The organism is Polynucleobacter sp. 30F-ANTBAC, assembly GCF_018882385.1.
In the GTDB taxonomy this organism is placed as follows: Bacteria; Pseudomonadota; Gammaproteobacteria; order Burkholderiales; family Burkholderiaceae; genus Polynucleobacter.
In genome coordinates this window covers 556357-575687 of record NZ_JACVON010000001.1, presented here as the reverse complement: position 1 = coordinate 575687, position 19331 = coordinate 556357, and the positions used below count along the sequence as shown (strand labels likewise).

Genomic DNA, 19331 nt, shown 5'->3' with positions numbered 1-19331 from the left:
TCATGTCTACAGAACAAATTTTAGGTTTGATAACCGGTTTGGTATTTGGTTTCCTTTTACAAAAAGGTCGAGTGCTTCGTTACGATAAACAAGTTTCAGCGATGCTATTTAAAGACATGGCAATTTTGAAGTTCATGTTATCTGCCATCATCGTGGGTATGTTTGGCGTATTGGCTATGCACGATCTTGAAATCATCAAGCTTAGTCATAAAGCCATGAATGTGGGTGGCATTGTGATTGGTGGTGCTTTGTTTGGTATTGGTTGGGCGGTGATGGGCTTCTGTCCTGGTACTTCAGTGGGTGCTGTGGGTGAGGGTCGCTGGCACGCTATCTTTGGCGTGATCGGTATGATCGCTGGCGCTGCTGTATATGCTGAACTTTTCCCATTCTTTAAATCAACTGTTTTATCTTGGTCGGACTTTGGTAAGCTTGGTTTGCCAGAAGCCCTAGGTGTTAACCATTGGGTGGTAGCAGTTGTTTTCACCATCATCACATTGGTTATCTTTAGATGGTTTGAGAAAAAAGGTATTTAATTAATCATTATCAAATCGATCCGACTTGAATCAAGTTGGATCTCAAATTTAGGCCACTGGCATCTAACACGTCAGTGGCTTTTTCTTTTGTAAAAGAGGGGGTGAGTCAATCATCCATGCACCAGCTTGGTTCATCCAACATAGAGTTGGCCAGAAGTTATCCACAGAAACTGTTTATAACTGAGCAAGCTTTTTAGATAAATTCTCTGAATACAAGCCACTAGGTTGTTTGCTTAAAAAAGTAGCAGCACACTGATTTATTTTTTATTTCATAAATGAAAAAGATTAAAAAATAAAAAAGTAAATAACATGGAAACTAACTAATCAGAATCTAGGAAGAACTAAGAAAACTAGGAAATAAAAAACCACCCGAAGGTGGTTCTTTATATCAGACGATGATTGTCTTAATTAGTTAGCACGGCTACGGTATTCACCCGTACGTGTATCAATTTCAATCTTGTCGCCTTCAGTACAGAACAAAGGAACTTGAAGTTCGTAGCCTGTAGCAATCTTAGCGCTCTTTAAAACACGACCTGAGCTGGTGTCACCTTTAACCGCTGGCTCTGTGTACGTGATTTCACGAACAAGAATAGTTGGCAACTCAACAGATAATGCCTTGCCTTCGTAGAAAACAACTTCAACAGGCATGCCGTCTTCTAAGTAATGCAGTGCATCACCCATGTTGTCTTTTTCAACTTCGTACTGATTGAATTCCGTATCCATGAATGCATACATTGGATCAGCGAAGTAAGAATAAGTACATTCTTTGCGCTCCAAGATCACAACTTCAAATTTGTCGTCAGCTTTGAAAATGCCTTCGTTAGGCGCTTCAGTGATGAGGTTCTTGAACTTCATCTTCACAACAGAAGAGTTACGGCCTGAACGGCTGTATTCTGCTTTTTGAACAACCAAGGGTTGGCCATTCAACATAACTACGTTACCTACGCGGATTTCTTGAGCAGTTTTCATCGCGATATTTCCTGAGATTTCACAAAGTCTAAGATTTTACCCTCTAAATGCCCTAAAGCTCTCAACTTCTCTGACCAAGATGCAGAATGTTGCGTCCATTCGGCCATCAAAGCCCACCATTGATGGGGTTCTGACCATTTCATAGCGGCTTTTCCTTGTGATATCAAGGCGCTAGACCCGCCCTTCCAGTAAAGGTCTAAAAAAGCATCCAGTTTAATTTCATGAGCTCCATCGGATTGAGGATAAATATCCCAAATAAAAGGTTGACCTGCCCACTGCGCTCTAACAAACGAATCTTCACCACGGACCAAATTCAGGTCGCAGCGTGACAAAAGCCAGTCATAGTCCTCTTGAGGAATAAAAGGCAATTGAATGAACCTTAATGGGGAACCTTTTAGTGATTGAATCAACTCAACAGAAATATTTTGATTGGCACAGACATAAATATCTATTAACTCACCAGAATTATGGGCGGCCATTGCCAAACTCTTAAGCCAGTTTTCCAATGGAGCATGGCTGTAGTTAAAAATAGAGACTCGACGCACTGTCGGATAAGAAGCCTCGAGGCGATCATCCCAGTATGGCGCTAGTGATATTGGAACGTCTCTTGCAGTCACATTGTCCCAGTCTCCCAAAGTCACGCCACCAGTTTTTTCCGTGAAGCCTGGAAAATAAAAAAACTTACTTAGATTGTTATTCTGGGGCGATGGCATCAAATGCATCTCATCTGCCCAGGGCTCGGCTGTGAGGTACTCTAAATTGATCCAAAGGGGCTTAGCTGATCCTTGGGAACCCTCAAGACACATGGCATCCAGATAGTTTTTGGGGATATGACAAGCAAAGGCTTCGATGACCACATCACCTATAAGATCGGTAGGCTTGGTATTGCCTAGATCTTCGAGGTAACTCCAAGGTAAGACCTCGATGCCTAAAGCTGCTCCAGTTTTAATGGCGTCACCGTGGGCAATTTTGTCTAAAACTTTTAAATCATCGCAAAATAATCGAATGCGGATATCATCTCTCTTAGACAAACTTCTAGCTAGACGCCAGCAAACGCCAGCATCACCATAGTTATCCACGATTTGACAAAAAATATCCCAGCGCATGTCGAATAAGACTCCCGAAGCCCTCATTGATGAAGTAAAAAAATTACCAGGTTTACCTGGTGTTTATCGCTTTTTTGATGAAGCAGGACAGATCTTATACGTTGGCAAAGCCAAAGACCTAAAAAAACGCGTCAGTAGCTATTTTCAACGAAATCTTTCATCCCCACGGATTGAAAGAATGGTAACCAGGATTGTTTCATTGCAAACAACGGTGACCCGGACAGAAACAGAAGCTCTTTTATTAGAAAACAACCTGATTAAAGAGTTGGCCCCACCATTTAATATCTTATTTAGAGATGACAAGTCGTATCCGTACTTGATGCTTTCAGGTCATGACTTCCCGCGCTTGGCTTATTACCGTGGGCGAGTGGATAAAAGGCACCAATACTTTGGACCTTTTCCTAATTCTTGGGCGGTGCGCAACAGTATTCAAATACTGCAAAAAGTATTTCAAATAAGAACGTGTGAAGATACTGTTTTTAAAAACAGAAGCAGACCTTGTTTATTGCATCAGATTCATCGTTGCAGTGCACCTTGTGTGGGTAATATCTCAGAAAAAAACTATGCTCAAGATCTGAGTAAAGCCATGAAGTTTTTGGAAGGGGATCATGCCAGCGTGATGTCCGATTTTGAAAAAGCCATGTTCACCCACAGTGAGAACATGGAGTTTGAACAAGCCGCTATGATGCGGGATCGCATTGCGGATTTATCACAAGTGCTACAGCAACAGTCGATGGATACGGTGGCTGAAGGCGAGGGGGATGTCGATATCCTAGCTATTGCCATGAAGGGTGGCTCTGCGTGCATTAACTTGGCAATGGTGAGAGGTGGTCGACATTTGGGCGATCGGGCTTACTTCCCCAAAATGGGGCGCTTTAAAGAAGACGCCATGCCTGATAGCGATGAGGTCATGAATGCTTTCATTACTCAGCATTATCTGAGCGACGATGCGGAAGCTCTGAAGCTTATCCCGAAGGTGTTGGTCATTCAAGACTTTAAAGACACACCTGAGAATCAAGAGTTGCAAAACCTACTTAATGACAGGGCGACGCAGGCACTTCAATCGAACCCCAACACCCAACACAAAACTAGAAAAGTGCAGATCCTCAAGCAACCTCAAGGGCAGAGAAAGCATTGGTTGATGATGGCTCAGAATAATGCGGAGTTGGCCTTAACGAAGCGTTTGACTGAGGCAGGTGGGCAAGAGGCTAGAACGAGATCGTTGATTGAAGTCTTGAATCTTGATATTGAAAATGCCGAAGATCTCCGAGTGGAATGTTTTGATATTAGCCATACATCGGGTGAGGCAACTCAGGCCAGTTGTGTGGTGTATCAAAAACACGATATGCAAAATTCAGAATACCGTCGATTCAATATTAATGACATTATTCCTGGTGATGACTATGCCGCCATGCGCCAAGTTTTGCATCGTCGTTACGCCAATTTTCAAGAAATCCCAACGGAAAAGCAGCCGCACATTGTGCTGGTGGATGGTGGCAAAGGCCAAGTGCAAATGGCCAAGGATGTCTTTGATGAATTGGGCTTAGATATCCATATGATTGTGGGTATCGCCAAAGGCGAAGGTCGTAAGGTGGGGTTAGAAACACTCCTGTTTGCCGATCAAAGAGAACCTCTGGTTTTGGGTCTTGAGAGTCCTGCACTTCTCCTCACTGCTCAGATCCGAGATGAGGCTCATCGATTTGCCATTACAGGCATGAGAGCCAAGCGCCAAAAAACCAGAAACGTTTCTCGTTTAGAAGAGATTGAAGGTATTGGCGCTAAGCGACGACAGAAACTATTGGCCCGATTTGGCGGTCTTAAGGGCGTGACCAGCGCTACTGTTGAGGAGCTTCAGCAAGTTGAGGGGATCTCCAAAGCTTTGGCTGAGCAGATCTATAAACAACTGCACTAAAAAATAAACGCTGAGTAAGCACCTAAGTGCTTTTATTAGTTAGAAATTCCTTTATCCTTGTCGCATGCCTTTTAATTTACCCATATTTCTCACTTGGTTAAGAGTTGCCACGATTCCTTTGGTCGTTGGTATCTTTTATTTGCCGGAGTCATGGTTAAGTATTCAAGATAAAAATCTCTGGGCAACTATCTTCTTTGTAGGCGCTGCAGTAACCGATTGGTTAGACGGTTACCTGGCACGTAAATGGGGTCAGGTTTCTGCATTTGGCGCCTTTTTAGACCCTGTGGCGGACAAGCTCATGGTGGCTGCAGCCTTATTGGTACTTCTTCATTTTGATCGGGTGGGTGTTTGGATAGCACTCATCATTATTGGTCGAGAGATCACCATTTCAGCATTAAGAGAGTGGATGGCTCAAATTGGCGCATCAAGAAGTGTGGCGGTGCATTTTGTGGGCAAGTTGAAAACTGCTGCGCAATTAATTGCGATTCCTTTCTTGCTCTTTAATGACACCTTATTTGGACTATTTCACACCAGCTTGATTGGTAAGCCATTGATTTGGGTTGCGGCTGGATTAACCGTCTGGTCGATGTTCTATTACCTCCAAAAGGCTTGGCCGATGATCAAGGCTAAGACTGAGGTGGGGCGCTAAAAAGTTAAACAAAATCAGGGCTTAAGCAAAAACAAGAACTTTGTAGTAACCTAGGCTTCTGAAAGCACTTAAGTTGTTGATTTGGTCTGATTATTTGACATAAGCTGAAAATGTGTTAAATTATTGGTCTTGTTGTTATGCGGGATTAGCTCAGTTGGTAGAGCGATACCTTGCCAAGGTATAGGTCGAGAGTTCGAGCCTCTTATCCCGCTCCAAATTACGAGGGAAGCTTAACCAGCTTCCCTTTTTAATTTCACACAACACATCCCTGGCGGGATGGCAGAGTGGTTATGCAGCGGCCTGCAAAGCCGTGTACCCCAGTTCGATTCTGGGTTCCGCCTCCAAATACTTATTCATTTCCAGTAAGGTTTTTCTCTTAATTGACGGATGGTTATACCGTCTTCCGAACCGCCAAGACTATTGGTCTATATGGCGGTAACTGTCATATCCATCATCTCTACTATCTAGTCCGCTTAGGGGATGTTGAACTCTTTATGAATTGTTAATTTAACTGATCAATTAATTAATTCTCGAGGGTAATCATGAATCATCCAGATATTGTTAGTTCTCAAATTTACACAGATCCTGATTTGTTGCATGAAAGATATACGGAGATGCGTCGAAATTCTCCGATTACCTATATCGAACATTCAACATACCGACCATTTTGGGCGCTAGTGACTCACAAAGACATCTCCGAAATTGCAAAGCAAAATGATTTATTCATAAGCTCTCCGAGGTTAACGTTGGTTCCTAAGGCGGTTGAAGATTATTTAGCAAGCACTGGACGTGGGAGAGATGGATCAGTTAGAACAATCATAGATATGGATGAGCCTGATCATAGGAATTACAGAAATATTACTCAAAGTTGGTTTTTGGGGCCAGGGGTTGCGAAGTTTGAGGCTAGAGTTCAATCTATTGCCAAGCGCTATGTGAATCGTATGGCAGAACTTGGAACAGAGTGTGATTTTGCTAGTGATATTGCAAATTGGTATCCATTGCATGTCATTATGAGTATCTTGGGTTTGCCTGAGGAAGATGCCCCTTTTATATTAAGAAGTACGCAAGCAATGCTTGCTGCAAGTGATCCAGAGTTGCAGCAAGATCAGAGTCAATATGGAACTGCTGAATTTGAGAAACTTTTTGAATATTTGGGAACTATTGTTGAAAAACGCCGCAGAGAGCCCACTGATGATTTGGGCAGCGTAATTGCTAATGGACTAGTGAATGGTCAAGCTATGGGTATGCTTGAAACTCTTTCCTATTTAATGTTGGCATCAACAGCTGGTCATGAGACAACAAGTTCATCTATTGGTGGCGGGCTATTGGCGTTAATTCAAAATCCTGATGTTGAAAAGGCTACTAGACAAAATCCAGATCTTTGGAATACTGGTGCAGATGAGGTTGTAAGATGGGTATCGCCTATAAGGCATTTCATGAGAACGGCTACTCGTGACTATGCTATTGAGGATAAAGTTATTAAAGCAGGTGATTCGGTGGCAATGTTTTATTTATCAGCGAATCGTGATGAGGCTGTATTTGATAAGCCATTTGAATTCAATCCAGCAAGAACTCCTAATAGGCACTTAGGTTTTGGTGTTGGGGCTCATTTTTGTCTCGGAAGACTTCTTGCACTTACTGAAATAAGGACGTTAATGCGAGAGTTGCAATCCCGAGTCTCTAACATCCAATTGACTGGTGACCCTAAATGGGTGCAAAGTAATTTTGTTGGGGCTCTTAAGCATCTTCCAATTCAATATAAGATGATTTGATCATGAAATTTATTTTGCTAACAATTGGGGCCTTATGGTTTGCCCCCATTTCATTAGTTTATGGCCAGCCCACACAAGATGCTCGCCAGCGTTTTGTTGAGGTTATCAACGAAAAACAGGCGCTGCACATTGGAACTTTGGCGTATGTATGGGGTTACCCTATGGTTGATATGTCTAAGCAAATGCACAATGAAACTCATAAGACATCGGCCAATCAGCCTGTTGCTGCTCCAATAAATCATTTTTTTATCAATGAAAATTTAATAACACCAACGACAGCGGGCGAGCTACGCGCACCTAACAACGACACTTTATATTTTAGTGGTTGGTTTGATTTATCTAAGGAGCCTATTGTTATAACTGCACCTGACACACGGGATCGCTACTATACCCTTGCGGTTACAGATTTTTTTAATGAGGTGACGCATTTGGGTCGGAGAACCACTGGAACTAAAGCGCAACTTTTTGCGCTCATTGGTCCGACTTGGAAAGGAACTCTTCCCAAGAATGTTAGACCTGTGAAAATGGCTACTAAAAATGTTTGGATTTTAGGGCGTTTAGCCGTTGGAGGTGAGCATGACCTTCAAGATGCTCGTGCACAACTTAGAGGCTTTAAGGCTGCACCTTTATCTCAATGGTTGGCGAAAAAAGCTGTGCAAGAGACTCTAGTTGTTCAAGAGGCTGTTAAGTCAAACCCTATGGCAAGTATAGAGTTTTTCAAGATACTCAATATTTGGTTGAAGAACAATACCCCCAGAGCAGGGGAAGAGGCTATGGTTCGCATGTTTGATCAAATTGGGTTTGGTCCTAATTCTGAGTTCGATCCTGAAAAGATTAATCCATCAGTGCGCAAAGGCTTGGAAGGTGCTTTAGCTGAGGGCCAAGCTTTACTTAGAGCTAGCTCCCAGCAACCTCTTCCTGATGTACGGAATGGTTGGATTTTCCCATTGGGCCTTGCTGATTATGGTGAGAACTACTTAATGCGCGCAGCAGTTGTGTATGGTGGATATGCCAATCGTCCAGAAGAAACGGTTTATGCGGCAAGAACAGTAGATGATTCTGGCCAGCTTATGACCGGCGCTAGTCGTTATCAAATTCGTTTTCCTAAAGGTGCTCTCCCACCAGTAGGAGCCTTCTGGTCAATTACTGCATATGATTTAAAAACGTTTACTCTGATTGAAAATTCTATTAATCGTTTTTCTATTGGTGATAGAACGCCTGAATTGGTTTATGAGGCAGATGGATCTCTACTTTTACAGTTTTCTAAAAATCCGCCTGCTAATGGAAAAAATTGGCTACCAGTTGGTGATGCCCCATTTTCATTAGTTGTAAGAATGTATGAGCCTGCTCAGCCAATCTTAAATGGCCAATATAAATTACCAAAGCTAGAAAAGATTGATTGAGCGCACTTTTTTCATTTTTCAATTAGTGGCTCTATTAATCTAATAGAGCCACGTTCTTATGTGCGCTACTCAAGGCAATATATTAGACATGTTGGCCAACTGATTGGCGGTGATCACAATTTTTTCTTGGGATCTGGGTGGATGCCAAGCAGAGCTTATTAACCAAGTGCAAATAATTATGAGAAGTTAAGTAGATATTTAGCTATTGGTTTTTATTTGTTTTATATTAGTACTTTTATATATGGCAAATAAAAGTGTCTAAGAATTCTGGAATTGCAACTGTTAAGTTAGATTTAAAGAAAAAGCGTGGCAGGCCTCTAAACACAATTTCGCATGGAGAAATGTTTCGCCTCATACTAGATGCTGCCATTGAATGCTTTGCTGCTGGTGGGTATGTAGGAACTTCTAATCGAGATATAGCCAAGCGTGCCGGTGTGACTAGTGGTTTGCTTTATCACTATTTTGATTCGAAAGCTGCGCTATTTCACGAGGCTTTAAAAGATGTTAATTCCAAGTTGCTCGAAGTATTTAAAGAGGCATCTACATTAAATTACGATGCCACTGTTCTCGAACAGCTGATTCTAGGGTCTAAGGGAGCATTGCGGCTGACTAAAAAAAATCCATCAATTGTATTGTTTGCAGGTCATGCGGATGCAGAAATTCAGCGCCACCCTGAGTTAACTTTAACCAAAAATATTGGACAGGATGAGTTTAAGAAATTCTTTTCCGAGTTATTAACTCTTGCTAAGAAAAGAGGGGAGCTGGATAAGAATATTAAAGTGGAGGCTGGCGTTCGAGTTCTTGCAGGGTTTATGACAAGATTGGCATCTATTGGAAGTGGTGGGGAATCAGGTTTTAAGGAGTTGTCTGAGAATCTTACGGTTTTTGAATCTATGCTTCGGGGAAATTTTTTGAGGTAATTTCATATTAAATAACTAAGATTTCTTAGGCCGAGTGACACCATCCATATAGATGAGTGGGTTAGGATATGTAGCATTTGATAAAGGTATATATTTGTCCAGGCTAGCCACTTCATATTTCGGACCTTTTCTTTTAATCCGGCAGAGTTAGTGGTGGGAGCTAAGCCACTAATTGGCCTAAAAAGCACACATCAGCTGGCGCTCAAACTTGTAGATGGAACTTATCTTACAATCCAAAACTACTTAGTCTCAATTCTTCTCATATCAAAGGTATTGAATGCGTGTTGCTTTAATTACTGGCGCACAAATGGCAAAGCCAGATCCAGAGTCCTATCTCCTAATAGAGGAGTTACATAAGCTAGGCATTTCATCTGAACTGGTTTCTTGGCGAGCATCTTTGGATTGGTCTTCGTTTGATTTAGTGGTCATTCGAACTCCGTGGGACTATTTTTTACATTTAGAAGAATTTCTATCTTGGGTTGAAGCTGTTGAGCAGGTTACAAGGGTTCTGAATTCAAGTCGTATTCTGAGGTGGAATAGCCATAAAAAATATCTAAAAGAATTATCTGGGTTGGGTGTTCCAACAGTACCAACGGTGTGGGTAGACAGGCATCAAGCTTGTGAGGGCTTAATGGACTCATTAGAGTGGCCTATCGTGGTTGTGAAGCCAGCCGTTTCCATCGGTGCTATTGGTGCTTTGAAAGGGCAAGCCCAAGATGCTCAAGTCCAAGAACATCTGAAGCAAGAGCTCGTAAAAGGTGATGTCATGATCCAACCTTTTTTAGAAAGCGTTGCTGATTTTGGTGAATTGTCATTAATTTATTTCAGCGGCATTTATTCACACGCTATTCTGAAAAAACCTCAAAAAGGTGATTACAGAGTTCAAGATGCTTATGGCGGAACTAATTCCTTGGTTCAAGCAGATGTGCAGGCACAACAAATTGGTAACCAAGTCTTGAGTTATCTGCCTGATTTTTCTCTTTATGCCAGAGTTGATTTGGTCAAATATCAAAACCAATGGTTATTGATGGAGCTTGAGGCAATTGAACCAGAGCTGTTCTTGCCGATTGCCCCGCAGGCTTCCATGAGATTTGCTGCAGCCATTCAATTTCATATCAATAGATGATTAAACAGCGTCATGATGCCATCTAAAAATTCTGACTTAATTGGTTTATTAACGACCCATTGGGCTTTAATTGCTAAAGCATATGATGAGTCGCTCAGTGGTTCTCAATTAGGAGAGTTTCCAGTCGAAACTCTCAAAATGCTGGCTGATATAGGTGTTTTAGATCTGATGTGGATTAATACCAGTCATGATTTCTCAGCTACGATGAGAAATCTATTAGAAGGTAAAAAAGCAATTGATTTGAATCCCGATGAAGTAGAGCAGTTAATAGACCAACTGAATAAGCAATCCAATCATTGGTTCACTCGGTCCATTCAGTGTAATTGGAAGTAAGTCACTGGTAGCATTGGAAAGCTTATTTCTTTCCTTGACGAAGTTCTTTGGCAGTTCTAATAATCAGTTCTCTGAGCCACTCGGCATCCTCCCACTGGTCTGCTGGAATCAGGAAATAAGGTTTAGCGCCTGGATAAGGGAATCCAATTAATTCTTTAATCAATAACTGCTTATTCGTTTCCGTGGGCTTGATAAATAATTGATCGCTACAAACAAATGCAATTGGTAAGCCATCAACATACAAACAGTACTCGCCAAACATTCGCTTAGTTGAGACGCCATGCAAGCTAGCAAGCTGATCTTTTAAATAATCAATCGTATTTTTTGAAGTTGACATGACTGGCAGTTGCTTTCCTAATTGATTCTTGATTGTAGGTGTGTAAATAACAAAAAATTGATTTGGCTCAAATAACAGCACTAGGGAAACTACTAGGTACCTCTAGATACGCTCCCCAACCATTTTTAAACTAACTAAGTACTTGATCAAAATGATTGAGTCATTTTTTTGGAGAGAAATATGGCGATTACAGGAGTTTTAAGACCTGGGCATGCACAGTTGCGTGTACTGGATTTGGACGAGTCAGTCCATTTTTATACGAATGTCATGGGCTTAAAAGAAACCGGAAGAGATAAAGCTGGGCGTGTTTACTTTAAGTGCTGGGATGAGCGTGACCACAATAGCTTCATCATTAAAAAATCCGATAAAGCGGGTTTGGATTGTTTTGCTTTTAAAGTCCAAAATAAAAAAATATTAGACCAGTATGCATCTGACTTAAAAAACTATGGGGTAGTTACTGAAAGAATCCCGGCGGGTGAAATGCTTGAAACGGGTGAGCGCATTCGCTTTAAGATTCCAACGGGTCATACCATTGAAATTTATGCTGAAAAGACATCAGTAGGTAATGGCTTAGGTGATTTCAATCCAGAAGCTTGGGTTCCTGACTTAAAAGGTATTGCTCCTCTTCGAATGGATCATGCGCTTCTTTATGGAGGTGATATTGATGGCTCCAGAAAGTTATTTGAAGAAATTTTTGGTTTTGTGCTGGTTGAGCGTGTGAAGATGGAAGATGGCAAAACTGATTTAGCAACTTGGTTGACATGCTCGAATAAAGCGCATGATATTGCTATGGTTCGTCATGGAGAAGATGACAAGCTTCATCATGTTTCTTTTCTGTTGGAAAGCTGGGAGCAAGTATTAAGAGCAGCTGACATTATGACGATGAATCGCGTGTCCATCGATATTGGTCCGACTAGACACGGGGTTACTCGAGGCACAACTATCTACTTCTTTGACCCATCAGGTAATCGTTTGGAAACCTTTTGTGGGGGGTACCAATGGTATCCAGATATGAATCCAATTACATGGACTTGGGATGAGGTAGGAAGAGGTATTTTCTATCACGATCGTAAATTAAATGAAGCATTCTTAAGTGTGATCACCTAAAAACAGAGTTGAGAAATAGTCGTGTATAGCGGCTATTTCTCGATCAACTCATGAGGTGCTTAAGTCAAGAAATCAGGGTTATGACGGTAATAGTGGGGCTGGAGCCGAGTCGTTTTTTATGACGATTCTGGTGAATCTTTGATTTGAAGGCAGCCAATAGCCATGGCCACTAAATTATCAAGTAATGCTTCGGTTTCAAGTTGAGAGGGGAGATCCTCTAATATTGACCGAATAACACTGCGTAAACCCTGACCGATTAAATACGCTGCTAAATCAGGGTGGGGTGTGGTGATCTCATTTTTATGCATCTCCAATAAGGGTAACCACGTGCCATCTATAAACTCTTTTGTTGTCTTATAGGGACTTCGCCACATTCCGAGATGAAGTGCAGCATGGTATTTCAAATGGAAAGCTTGATTGAGTTTGGAGAGTCGTAATTCAACTCTAATAATATTAGCAATGATTTCTCGCAGGGAGCTTTTGAGGGGTAGGCCCACCAGCTTTTCACGCATTAGTAAAAGGCGATTAGCCTCCTCATCAAGAGCACGTTCATAAAGCATGCCAATAATGGCCTCTTTATTAGGGAAATACTGATAAATCGACCCAACTGCAGCTCCTGAAACCTCAGCGATGCGTGAAACTGTTAGGGCTTCTTCTCCGCCTTCATCCAAAATACGCAGGCAGGCTTGTTCAACAGCATCCACCAGAGCTCGAGACCTGGATTGGTTTGGGCGCTTGCGAAGTGTTGGAAGTTTGCTGTGCAAATCTTCTTTTGATGCGAATGAGGAATGACGATTTTTTTGCATGAAATACGAGTGCTAATGATCCATTTCGGAATAAAAGTTAAATTTACCAATTAAATCATTGAATTAGACTGATTTTCAGCTTGTTATAAAAGCGACTATCCGATTTATTTTCACTTACATATACTTTATTTGTAACTTATTCTAAGAGCTTAGTGTGGACCTTAAGGCCATGTCAAGCTGTAAAAAATGAGTAACAAATATAAATTGATTGCGTCAATATAGTGCTACTTCAAACTAGCGCCAATGTTTTTAATGGGTCAAGTACTTTAAGACCTTAAATAATAATTATGTGAGGAAAAATTTATGACTAAGTCTTTTACAGTAAAGCCTCTTGGCCCAGCAATTGGTGCTGAAGTCCTAGATTTAAATCTTGATAGGATATTTGATCAAGAAACCCTGGCGGATCTTGACGCTACTCTTGTTAAACATGAGACCATTCTTTTGCGTGTGCCTGATTTAACGCTAGAACAACATCTTGCAATCTCTGACTATTTTGGCGAGGCTGAAGTTCATACGTTTTACCCAAATCTAGGCAAAGGTTTTGAGAAGATTACCTTGATTGACTCTAAGCTGGGCGATCGTGCTGATATGTGGCACCATGATGAGAGCTTTTTAGCAAGCCCACCGATTATTACAATGACGCAAGCTAAGATTTTGCCGCCATTTGGTGGTGATACATGTTGGATCAGTATGACTTCAGCATATGATGCATTGTCTGAACCGATGAAAAACTATCTTGAGGGACTTTCTGCTTGGCATGATATGAATGGACCTATGACTACTGCATTGCGTCAGAATGTTGTTACTCATGATCGTTATCTTGAGGTGATTAATATGTCAAAGCGCCATTTGCATAAATTAGTCAAAACTCACCCGGTTACTGGACGAAAGGCGCTTTATTTAAGTCCAACATACACAACGCATATTGATGGTTTGGCTCCTGCAGAAAGTGATGCAATTCTGTCCTATCTTCATGCACATTGCCAGCACATTAAATTTGTCTTTAGACACCGTTGGAGTGTTGGAGATATGGTGATTTGGGATAACAGAAGTGTTATTCACCATGCCATTTTAGATTACCAGCCACATCAAAGACGGATGCATCGCGCATCAGTTTTTGACCGATCTGCAATTAAAAAATAATTGATTTCAAATCTTGAATTAAGAATATCCAAAGGATAAAAATGAATAATGATCTAAATGTAGAGTTATTGAAGAAATATGCTCCAAAACCAGGTCGATCACCATTGCTTCCAACGCTTACACCGCGCCAGCAACTGGCATTGTTATGCCGTGTGCTGCACCGTGAGGGTTATAACGATCACATTGCTGGCCACATTACTGTTAAGCAACCTGATGGCACCTATTTTGCAAATCCTTGGGAGCTGACCTGGGCTGAGGTAACAGCTTCTGACATTTTGCATTTAGACGAAAATGGCAAGATCATCGAAGGTGAGTGGAATATTACTCCGGCGATTAATCTGCATATAGATGTCCATTCTGCAAGACATGATGTATCTGTTGTCATTCACAATCATCCTTCTTGGGGTTCTGTGTGGTCTGCGGTAGGAAGAGTTCCGCCAATATATGATCAAACATCAGCGATGGTTGATTCTGACCCTGTCTACTATGATGAGTATCGAGGTACTGTTGAAGATGGCGCGGCCGGGCGAGCTGCTGCTAATGCTCTTGGTCAAGAAAAATGGGCGTTGCTAGCTAATCATGGTGTCTTAATTGTGGCAAAAAATATTCGTCAAGCACATTTAAGAGCTATCACGCTGGAGTGGCGTTGCAAAATGGCTTGGCGTGTCGAATCGTTGGGTGGTGGTACGCCACTTCCAGCATCCGTTGCTACTGAGACAGGTCGACGAACTGATGAAAATGGTTTCCCATTCCTTTGGGAAGCAATGGCTCGCGATGAAATCCGTCGAGACCCTAGCGTCCTAGAGTAAAGACTTTTTCTTTAGGCGATTATTTTTTGAAATGCATTGATCAGTGCATTAGACGATTGAGCGCCTTGTAAAAGATATTCTTTATTCACAATCATGGTTGGTACTGAATGTATCCCCATGGTTGTGAATTTATTCTCTTCTTGTTTTACATCATCTGTAAACTCAACCCCAGATAAGATCTCTTGAGCTCTAATGGGGTCAAGTCCAGCTCTAACTACAGCATCAAGAATGACTTGCTCATCATCAAGACTGGCGCCTAAGCAAAAATAAGTAGTGAGTAACTCTGTTTTGAGAGCAGCTTGCTTAGAAAGATCTAGCTCATGAGCCGCCCAAAATAACAACCTATGAGCATTAAAAGTGTTGTAAACCCTTTTTCTACCATTGGGGTCGAAATTAAAACCCACTTCAGCTGCTCTAGCTCGAATTTGGATCTGATTGGCTTTAACTTGCTCGAGGCTCAAGCCATATTTTTCTGTGAGATGCTCCATGGCATCCTGACCGCCAAGCGGCATATGAGGATTCAGTTCAAATGCTCTAAAGTGAACTTCAAAGTCAGCCTTATCGGCAAACTCGACCATAGCCTTATTCAGGTTGCCTAAGCCAACTGCACACCAAGGGCAGGCCACATCCGACACAAAATCAATTTTTATCAAGGGTTTCATCATTGCATTCTAATCCCAGGGAATTCAATCACCAATCAATTAAATACCTAAATGGAGAGTAGGTCTTTCCAAGTGGTAGCCGCCCAAGTTTTCTGTAAAGCATTAGTATGTATCTACTCAGATATCTAAAGGAAAACCATGAACACATTTGAAGCCATCCGTGAACGTCGAGCTATTAAGCATTTTGATCCAGCTCATCAATTCACTAAAGAAGAATTTGATCAATTAATTGATTTGGCGATGTTGTCACCATCCTCATTTAATATCCAACACTGGCGTTTGGTCAATGTGACCGATAAAGCTTTAAGAGCACAACTTCGTGCGGCGGCTAATGATCAAGCCCAAGTTACCGATGCATCTTTGTTATTTGTAATCGCGGTAGATATTAAAGCTTGGGATAAAGATCCGGCTCGTTATTGGGTCAACGCACCCAAAGCTGCCCAAGATATTTTGGTACCTTGGATTAATCCTTTTTATTCAGGTAATGAACAACTGCAACGCGACGAGGCTATGCGATCTGCAGGCATCATTTTGCAAACCATGATGCTCTCTGCTAAAGCCATGGGTTATGACTCCTGCCCGATGGTTGGTTTTGACTTTAATAAAGTATCTGAACTTATTCAGTTGCCAAGTGGTCATGCTGTCGCAGCAATGCTAGTAGTGGGCAAAGCAACGCAAGCCGCTTGGCCGAAGCCTGGTTTTATTTCTAAATCTGAGATGGTGATTGAAAATCATTTTTAATGAATCAAGATAGAGCAAGCAAACAGCTAAGAAAAAATAAATGCGGGAGATCCAAGGATCACCGCATTTTTATTAAATGTAGTTGTTCATCCATCAATTAGAAATCACTATCAAAAACATCAATGAGCCAGCAGTCCAACCTTGAGATACGAGTTGTTAAAAGTATCACTGCTATTTCCGAGGATGATTGGAATCGTATCCTGCCGAAGGATGCTGGCCCATTTCTGCAACATGCTTTTTTAGCTTTATTAGAAGAGACGGGCTGTGTTTCTATTGATACAGGCTGGGAGCCATCTCACTTAGCGCTGTATTCAACAACGGATGACGAGCTCTTGGGTGTCATGCCTCTCTATCTCAAGACGCATTCCTATGGTGAATATGTCTTTGATTGGTCTTGGGCAGAGGCCTATGCCATGAATGGTCTGAACTATTACCCCAAGGCTTTATCGGCGATACCTTTCACGCCAGCGACAGGATCTCGCTTATTGGCCTCATCCAAAGAGCATCAAGAATACTTAATCAATGGCTTATTGCAGTTTTTGACTCAATTCAATATCTCATCTGCCCATGTGCTGTTTCCAAGTTCAATTGACACTCAATTAATGGAACAGTCAAAATTTCTGCGAAGAGAGGCGATTCAGTTTCATTGGCAGAATCAACAATTTGATAATTTTGATCAATTCTTAGCCACTCTCACCATGAAGAGGCGCAAGAACATCAAGCGAGAGCGTCAGCAGGTACGGGATGCCGGGATTACTTTTTTGCAAGTGCCTGGTGAGCAGATGACAGAAGAACTGGTGCTTTTTTTCTATCGTTGTTACGCTGCGACTTATCACGAGCGTCAATCGACGCCATATCTCAATCAACTGTTTTTCCAAAAATGGGTTCAGGCTATGCCTGAATCTTTGCACTTCATCATTGCCAAGCGTGCTGATCAACCCATTGCTGCTGCATTATTGGTGGTGGATAAAGAGCATAAAAAAGCATACGGTCGTTACTGGGGTGCGCTGGAGCATCACTCGTGCCTTCATTTTGAAACTGCTTTCTACCAATCTATTGAGTACTGCATCTCAAGCGGCATTGAAATTTTAGAGGGAGGCGCTCAAGGGGAGCATAAGATGGCCAGGGGTTTCATGCCCAAGATCGTTTGCTCGTATCACTATCTGACAAACCCATCCTTTGCAGATGCAGTAGAGCGATTCTTAGAACGGGAGCGCCTAGGTATCTCCGCCTACCGGGATGATCTGGCTGAGCGTACTCCCTTAAGGGAATAGGCGGATAAGTGAATTTATTGACATTATTTATTTGGAAATATTTTTTAGTTTAATAATCTATTATTATTAAACTAATCAATCATGACTGAAACTGGACTATGACTATCTCTACTTTGATCAAATATATATTCTTAGCATTTATGTCTGTGACTTTTGTTGGTTGCGCCACAATGTCGCCTCAAAAGGTTACTCAGCGTCTTGATGCTATGAACGACTTCGAGTTATGTCTAGCCGTTGATGCCGGCATGGATAAAACAACATCTGAGCTTGATCCATTAATTATTTCTGGGGCTAAAGAAATAATCGCTCAAAAAAAATTAGATTGCACTTTGAAGAGAGAGGAAATTATTAGATTTTTGGTGATCTCTCTTCGTGATGAAGAGAGAAGAAATGCTGATATGCGTATGCGAGTAGGTATTGGTATCAGGGGTGGTTGGTAAGAATTTGAGTCATTCTTAAATTTCCTTAAGAATGACTCGCGCCATCAATCAACTCTGGTGTCACCAGACGAATCCTCTGGTCAACGTAATAGCCACCGTACTCTGTATATCTTAGGTACATTTGTGTGCATTTCTGACACTGGTACAGATCGCATTTATTGTAGGGATGGAAGTTAGGTGCAATCGGTGCATTGGCTGACCAGATTTGAGTGCCGTGTGGATGGTACTCATCCCAAGACTCCTCATTCTCTGACTTAAGCGTACCAATCAGATTTAATTCATCTTGATTGAATGAGCTCGGCATGGTTTCCCATCCAGGGCATGCTAAATCGGCGCAATTAGGGCATTTCTCATCTTTGACGATCGATTTTGCTGCGGTAATCAAGTCTTCTGTTGTGAACGTTGTTGTCATTGGTGTTCTTATGGTTGATAGGTCTGTAGGACCTTTTCAATAGTTTAGCTTTTTTAGGAAATTTTGACTTGAGCTAAAAATTCAATTGCTTGATAAAGTAATGCAATTGATTAAAAGATAAAACAAAAGCGCAACAAGGCAAAACATATGATCAAGTTAAGAAAATCAGATGAGCGTGGCTACGCGCATCATGGGTGGTTAGAAACCTATCATTCCTTCTCGTTTGCCAGCTATTACGATCCTGAGCACATGGGGTGGGGTAACTTGCGAGTCATCAATGATGATCGCATCGCAGCTGGCTCAGGCTTTGGTAAGCATGGCCATAAAAATATGGAAATTGTGACCTATGTGCTGGCTGGTGAATTAGCCCATCAAGATAGCATGGGTAATGTGGTGGGTATTCCTCCGGGAGATGTTCAAAGAATGAGTGCCGGTACGGGAGTCATGCATAGCGAGTTCAATCACGCCAAAGATCAAGAAACACACTTGTTACAAATTTGGATTGAGCCGAATGTTCAAGAGATACCCCCAAGTTACGAGCAAAAAACAATCCCTCAAGCGGAGAAGTTACAAAAGCTACGCTTGATTGCATCGCCAACTGGTCAAGATGGGGCCGTCAAAGTTCATGCTGATGCCAACATCTATGCTGGCATCTTTGAGGGTGACGAAGTATTTCAGTTCTCTTTAGATCCTAAGCGTAAAGCGTACTTCCATCTCATTAAAGGGCAGATGCAAGTCAATGGCCATGACCTTAGTGGCGGTGATGCACTTCTAATCGATGGTGAAAGCCAGCTAACTCTGGTCAATGGCAAAGATGCTGAAGTCTTATTGTTTGAATTAGATCCTACATAGAAGGGCAGAATGCCTTCTATGTAGG

Annotated in this window: 21 protein-coding genes and 2 tRNA genes; 17 read left to right on the top strand and 6 right to left on the bottom strand. The window is 41.8% G+C overall.

Annotation, left to right across the window (positions count from 1 at the left end; genetic code table 11):
- The first annotated feature begins 2 nt into the window (after positions 1–2).
- Positions 3–533 (top strand): YeeE/YedE thiosulfate transporter family protein, encoded by a 531-nt coding sequence (locus ICN28_RS02510; protein WP_216285984.1) that lies wholly within the window; start codon positions 3–5, stop codon positions 531–533.
- Positions 534–941: 408 nt separating this feature from the next.
- Here ICN28_RS02510 and efp read toward each other — a convergent pair whose 3' ends face one another.
- Entirely contained in the window at positions 942–1502 is a 561-nt protein-coding gene (gene efp, locus ICN28_RS02505; RefSeq protein WP_216285981.1) for an elongation factor P, read from the bottom strand.
- Positions 1499–2608: an elongation factor P maturation arginine rhamnosyltransferase EarP gene (earP, locus tag ICN28_RS02500; RefSeq protein ID WP_216285979.1), complete on the bottom strand. Its 1110-nt coding sequence runs from the start codon at positions 2606–2608 to the stop codon at positions 1499–1501. The genes efp and earP overlap by 4 nt, the downstream gene beginning before the upstream one ends.
- On the opposite strand from earP, the gene uvrC reads away from it, so the two are divergent.
- From uvrC to ICN28_RS02455, 9 genes are all read left to right on the top strand, one after another.
- A complete protein-coding gene (gene uvrC / locus ICN28_RS02495; RefSeq protein ID WP_216285977.1) occupies positions 2607–4520 on the top strand; it encodes an excinuclease ABC subunit UvrC in 1914 nt (637 codons plus the stop codon). The two genes, earP and uvrC, sit on opposite strands and share 2 nt — an antisense overlap.
- A gap of 64 nt (positions 4521–4584) precedes the next feature.
- Positions 4585–5169 carry a CDP-diacylglycerol--glycerol-3-phosphate 3-phosphatidyltransferase gene (gene pgsA, locus ICN28_RS02490; protein WP_216285975.1) on the top strand — a complete coding sequence of 195 codons (585 nt, stop codon included), beginning with the start codon at positions 4585–4587 and terminating at the stop codon, positions 5167–5169.
- A 139-nt stretch (positions 5170–5308) separates the two neighbouring features.
- Positions 5309–5384: transfer RNA gene (locus ICN28_RS02485), tRNA-Gly, on the top strand.
- 55 nt (positions 5385–5439) lie between these two features.
- Positions 5440–5513, top strand: a tRNA-Cys gene (locus ICN28_RS02480).
- Between the two features lie 198 nt (positions 5514–5711).
- On the top strand, positions 5712–6941 hold the full coding sequence (locus ICN28_RS02475; RefSeq protein WP_216285974.1) for a cytochrome P450: 1230 nt from the start codon (positions 5712–5714) through the stop codon (positions 6939–6941).
- A gap of 2 nt (positions 6942–6943) precedes the next feature.
- On the top strand, positions 6944–8344 hold the full coding sequence (locus tag ICN28_RS02470; RefSeq protein ID WP_216285973.1) for a DUF1254 domain-containing protein: 1401 nt from the start codon (positions 6944–6946) through the stop codon (positions 8342–8344).
- A 254-nt stretch (positions 8345–8598) separates the two neighbouring features.
- Positions 8599–9264: a TetR/AcrR family transcriptional regulator gene (locus ICN28_RS02465; RefSeq protein WP_216285972.1), complete on the top strand. Its 666-nt coding sequence runs from the start codon at positions 8599–8601 to the stop codon at positions 9262–9264.
- Between the two features lie 277 nt (positions 9265–9541).
- On the top strand, positions 9542–10390 hold the full coding sequence (locus ICN28_RS02460) for a RimK family alpha-L-glutamate ligase (RefSeq protein ID WP_216285971.1): 849 nt from the start codon (positions 9542–9544) through the stop codon (positions 10388–10390).
- 12 nt (positions 10391–10402) lie between these two features.
- Positions 10403–10723, top strand: coding sequence for a hypothetical protein (locus ICN28_RS02455; protein ID WP_216285970.1), 321 nt, complete (start codon positions 10403–10405; stop codon positions 10721–10723).
- A 22-nt stretch (positions 10724–10745) separates the two neighbouring features.
- Here the strand turns inward: ICN28_RS02455 and ICN28_RS02450 are convergent, their stop codons facing one another.
- Positions 10746–11060 (bottom strand): TfoX/Sxy family protein, encoded by a 315-nt coding sequence (locus ICN28_RS02450; protein WP_216285969.1) that lies wholly within the window; start codon positions 11058–11060, stop codon positions 10746–10748.
- Between the two features lie 180 nt (positions 11061–11240).
- Between ICN28_RS02450 and ICN28_RS02445 the strand changes: the two genes are divergently transcribed.
- The gene (locus tag ICN28_RS02445) at positions 11241–12167 is read left to right on the top strand and encodes a catechol 2,3-dioxygenase (RefSeq protein ID WP_216285968.1); all 927 of its coding nucleotides are present in this window, start codon (positions 11241–11243) and stop codon (positions 12165–12167) included.
- 116 nt (positions 12168–12283) lie between these two features.
- Here ICN28_RS02445 and ICN28_RS02440 read toward each other — a convergent pair whose 3' ends face one another.
- Positions 12284–12973: a TetR/AcrR family transcriptional regulator gene (locus ICN28_RS02440; protein ID WP_216285966.1), complete on the bottom strand. Its 690-nt coding sequence runs from the start codon at positions 12971–12973 to the stop codon at positions 12284–12286.
- Between the two features lie 303 nt (positions 12974–13276).
- Between ICN28_RS02440 and ICN28_RS02435 the strand changes: the two genes are divergently transcribed.
- Positions 13277–14116 carry a TauD/TfdA family dioxygenase gene (locus tag ICN28_RS02435; protein ID WP_216285964.1) on the top strand — a complete coding sequence of 280 codons (840 nt, stop codon included), beginning with the start codon at positions 13277–13279 and terminating at the stop codon, positions 14114–14116.
- Positions 14117–14157: 41 nt separating this feature from the next.
- On the top strand, positions 14158–14925 hold the full coding sequence (locus tag ICN28_RS02430) for a class II aldolase/adducin family protein (protein WP_216285962.1): 768 nt from the start codon (positions 14158–14160) through the stop codon (positions 14923–14925).
- A gap of 11 nt (positions 14926–14936) precedes the next feature.
- Here the strand turns inward: ICN28_RS02430 and ICN28_RS02425 are convergent, their stop codons facing one another.
- Positions 14937–15590, bottom strand: coding sequence for a DsbA family oxidoreductase (locus ICN28_RS02425; RefSeq protein ID WP_255536087.1), 654 nt, complete (start codon positions 15588–15590; stop codon positions 14937–14939).
- 135 nt (positions 15591–15725) lie between these two features.
- On the opposite strand from ICN28_RS02425, the gene ICN28_RS02420 reads away from it, so the two are divergent.
- The 3 genes from ICN28_RS02420 (at position 15726) to ICN28_RS02410 (ending at position 18042) form a co-directional block, all read left to right on the top strand.
- Positions 15726–16328, top strand: coding sequence for a nitroreductase family protein (locus ICN28_RS02420; RefSeq protein ID WP_216285960.1), 603 nt, complete (start codon positions 15726–15728; stop codon positions 16326–16328).
- Positions 16329–16450: 122 nt separating this feature from the next.
- Entirely contained in the window at positions 16451–17602 is a 1152-nt protein-coding gene (locus ICN28_RS02415; RefSeq protein ID WP_216285958.1) for a GNAT family N-acetyltransferase, read from the top strand.
- A gap of 98 nt (positions 17603–17700) precedes the next feature.
- Positions 17701–18042, top strand: a complete 342-nt coding sequence (locus tag ICN28_RS02410) for a hypothetical protein (RefSeq protein WP_216285956.1) — start codon at positions 17701–17703, stop codon at positions 18040–18042.
- 25 nt (positions 18043–18067) lie between these two features.
- Here the strand turns inward: ICN28_RS02410 and ICN28_RS02405 are convergent, their stop codons facing one another.
- Complete coding sequence (locus ICN28_RS02405; protein ID WP_255536086.1) at positions 18068–18454, bottom strand: hypothetical protein; 387 nt, start codon at positions 18452–18454, stop codon at positions 18068–18070.
- 147 nt (positions 18455–18601) lie between these two features.
- Here ICN28_RS02405 and ICN28_RS02400 point away from each other — a divergent pair, with 147 nt between their 5' ends.
- Positions 18602–19306 carry a pirin family protein gene (locus ICN28_RS02400; protein ID WP_216285955.1) on the top strand — a complete coding sequence of 235 codons (705 nt, stop codon included), beginning with the start codon at positions 18602–18604 and terminating at the stop codon, positions 19304–19306.
- The last annotated feature ends 25 nt before the right edge of the window (positions 19307–19331 follow it).

Coding starts and splice junctions, on each gene's coding strand:
- ICN28_RS02510 (WP_216285984.1), top strand. CDS start 3: ATGTCTACAGAACAAATTTTAGGTTTGATAACCGGTTTGGTATTTGGT.
- efp (WP_216285981.1), bottom strand. CDS start 1,502: ATGAAAACTGCTCAAGAAATCCGCGTAGGTAACGTAGTTATGTTGAAT.
- uvrC (WP_216285977.1), top strand. CDS start 2,607: ATGTCGAATAAGACTCCCGAAGCCCTCATTGATGAAGTAAAAAAATTA.
- earP (WP_216285979.1), bottom strand. CDS start 2,608: ATGCGCTGGGATATTTTTTGTCAAATCGTGGATAACTATGGTGATGCT.
- pgsA (WP_216285975.1), top strand. CDS start 4,585: ATGCCTTTTAATTTACCCATATTTCTCACTTGGTTAAGAGTTGCCACG.
- ICN28_RS02475 (WP_216285974.1), top strand. CDS start 5,712: ATGAATCATCCAGATATTGTTAGTTCTCAAATTTACACAGATCCTGAT.
- ICN28_RS02470 (WP_216285973.1), top strand. CDS start 6,944: ATGAAATTTATTTTGCTAACAATTGGGGCCTTATGGTTTGCCCCCATT.
- ICN28_RS02460 (WP_216285971.1), top strand. CDS start 9,542: ATGCGTGTTGCTTTAATTACTGGCGCACAAATGGCAAAGCCAGATCCA.
- ICN28_RS02455 (WP_216285970.1), top strand. CDS start 10,403: ATGATGCCATCTAAAAATTCTGACTTAATTGGTTTATTAACGACCCAT.
- ICN28_RS02450 (WP_216285969.1), bottom strand. CDS start 11,060: ATGTCAACTTCAAAAAATACGATTGATTATTTAAAAGATCAGCTTGCT.
- ICN28_RS02445 (WP_216285968.1), top strand. CDS start 11,241: ATGGCGATTACAGGAGTTTTAAGACCTGGGCATGCACAGTTGCGTGTA.
- ICN28_RS02440 (WP_216285966.1), bottom strand. CDS start 12,973: ATGCAAAAAAATCGTCATTCCTCATTCGCATCAAAAGAAGATTTGCAC.
- ICN28_RS02435 (WP_216285964.1), top strand. CDS start 13,277: ATGACTAAGTCTTTTACAGTAAAGCCTCTTGGCCCAGCAATTGGTGCT.
- ICN28_RS02430 (WP_216285962.1), top strand. CDS start 14,158: ATGAATAATGATCTAAATGTAGAGTTATTGAAGAAATATGCTCCAAAA.
- ICN28_RS02425 (WP_255536087.1), bottom strand. CDS start 15,590: ATGATGAAACCCTTGATAAAAATTGATTTTGTGTCGGATGTGGCCTGC.
- ICN28_RS02420 (WP_216285960.1), top strand. CDS start 15,726: ATGAACACATTTGAAGCCATCCGTGAACGTCGAGCTATTAAGCATTTT.
- ICN28_RS02415 (WP_216285958.1), top strand. CDS start 16,451: ATGAGCCAGCAGTCCAACCTTGAGATACGAGTTGTTAAAAGTATCACT.
- ICN28_RS02410 (WP_216285956.1), top strand. CDS start 17,701: ATGACTATCTCTACTTTGATCAAATATATATTCTTAGCATTTATGTCT.
- ICN28_RS02405 (WP_255536086.1), bottom strand. CDS start 18,454: ATGACAACAACGTTCACAACAGAAGACTTGATTACCGCAGCAAAATCG.
- ICN28_RS02400 (WP_216285955.1), top strand. CDS start 18,602: ATGATCAAGTTAAGAAAATCAGATGAGCGTGGCTACGCGCATCATGGG.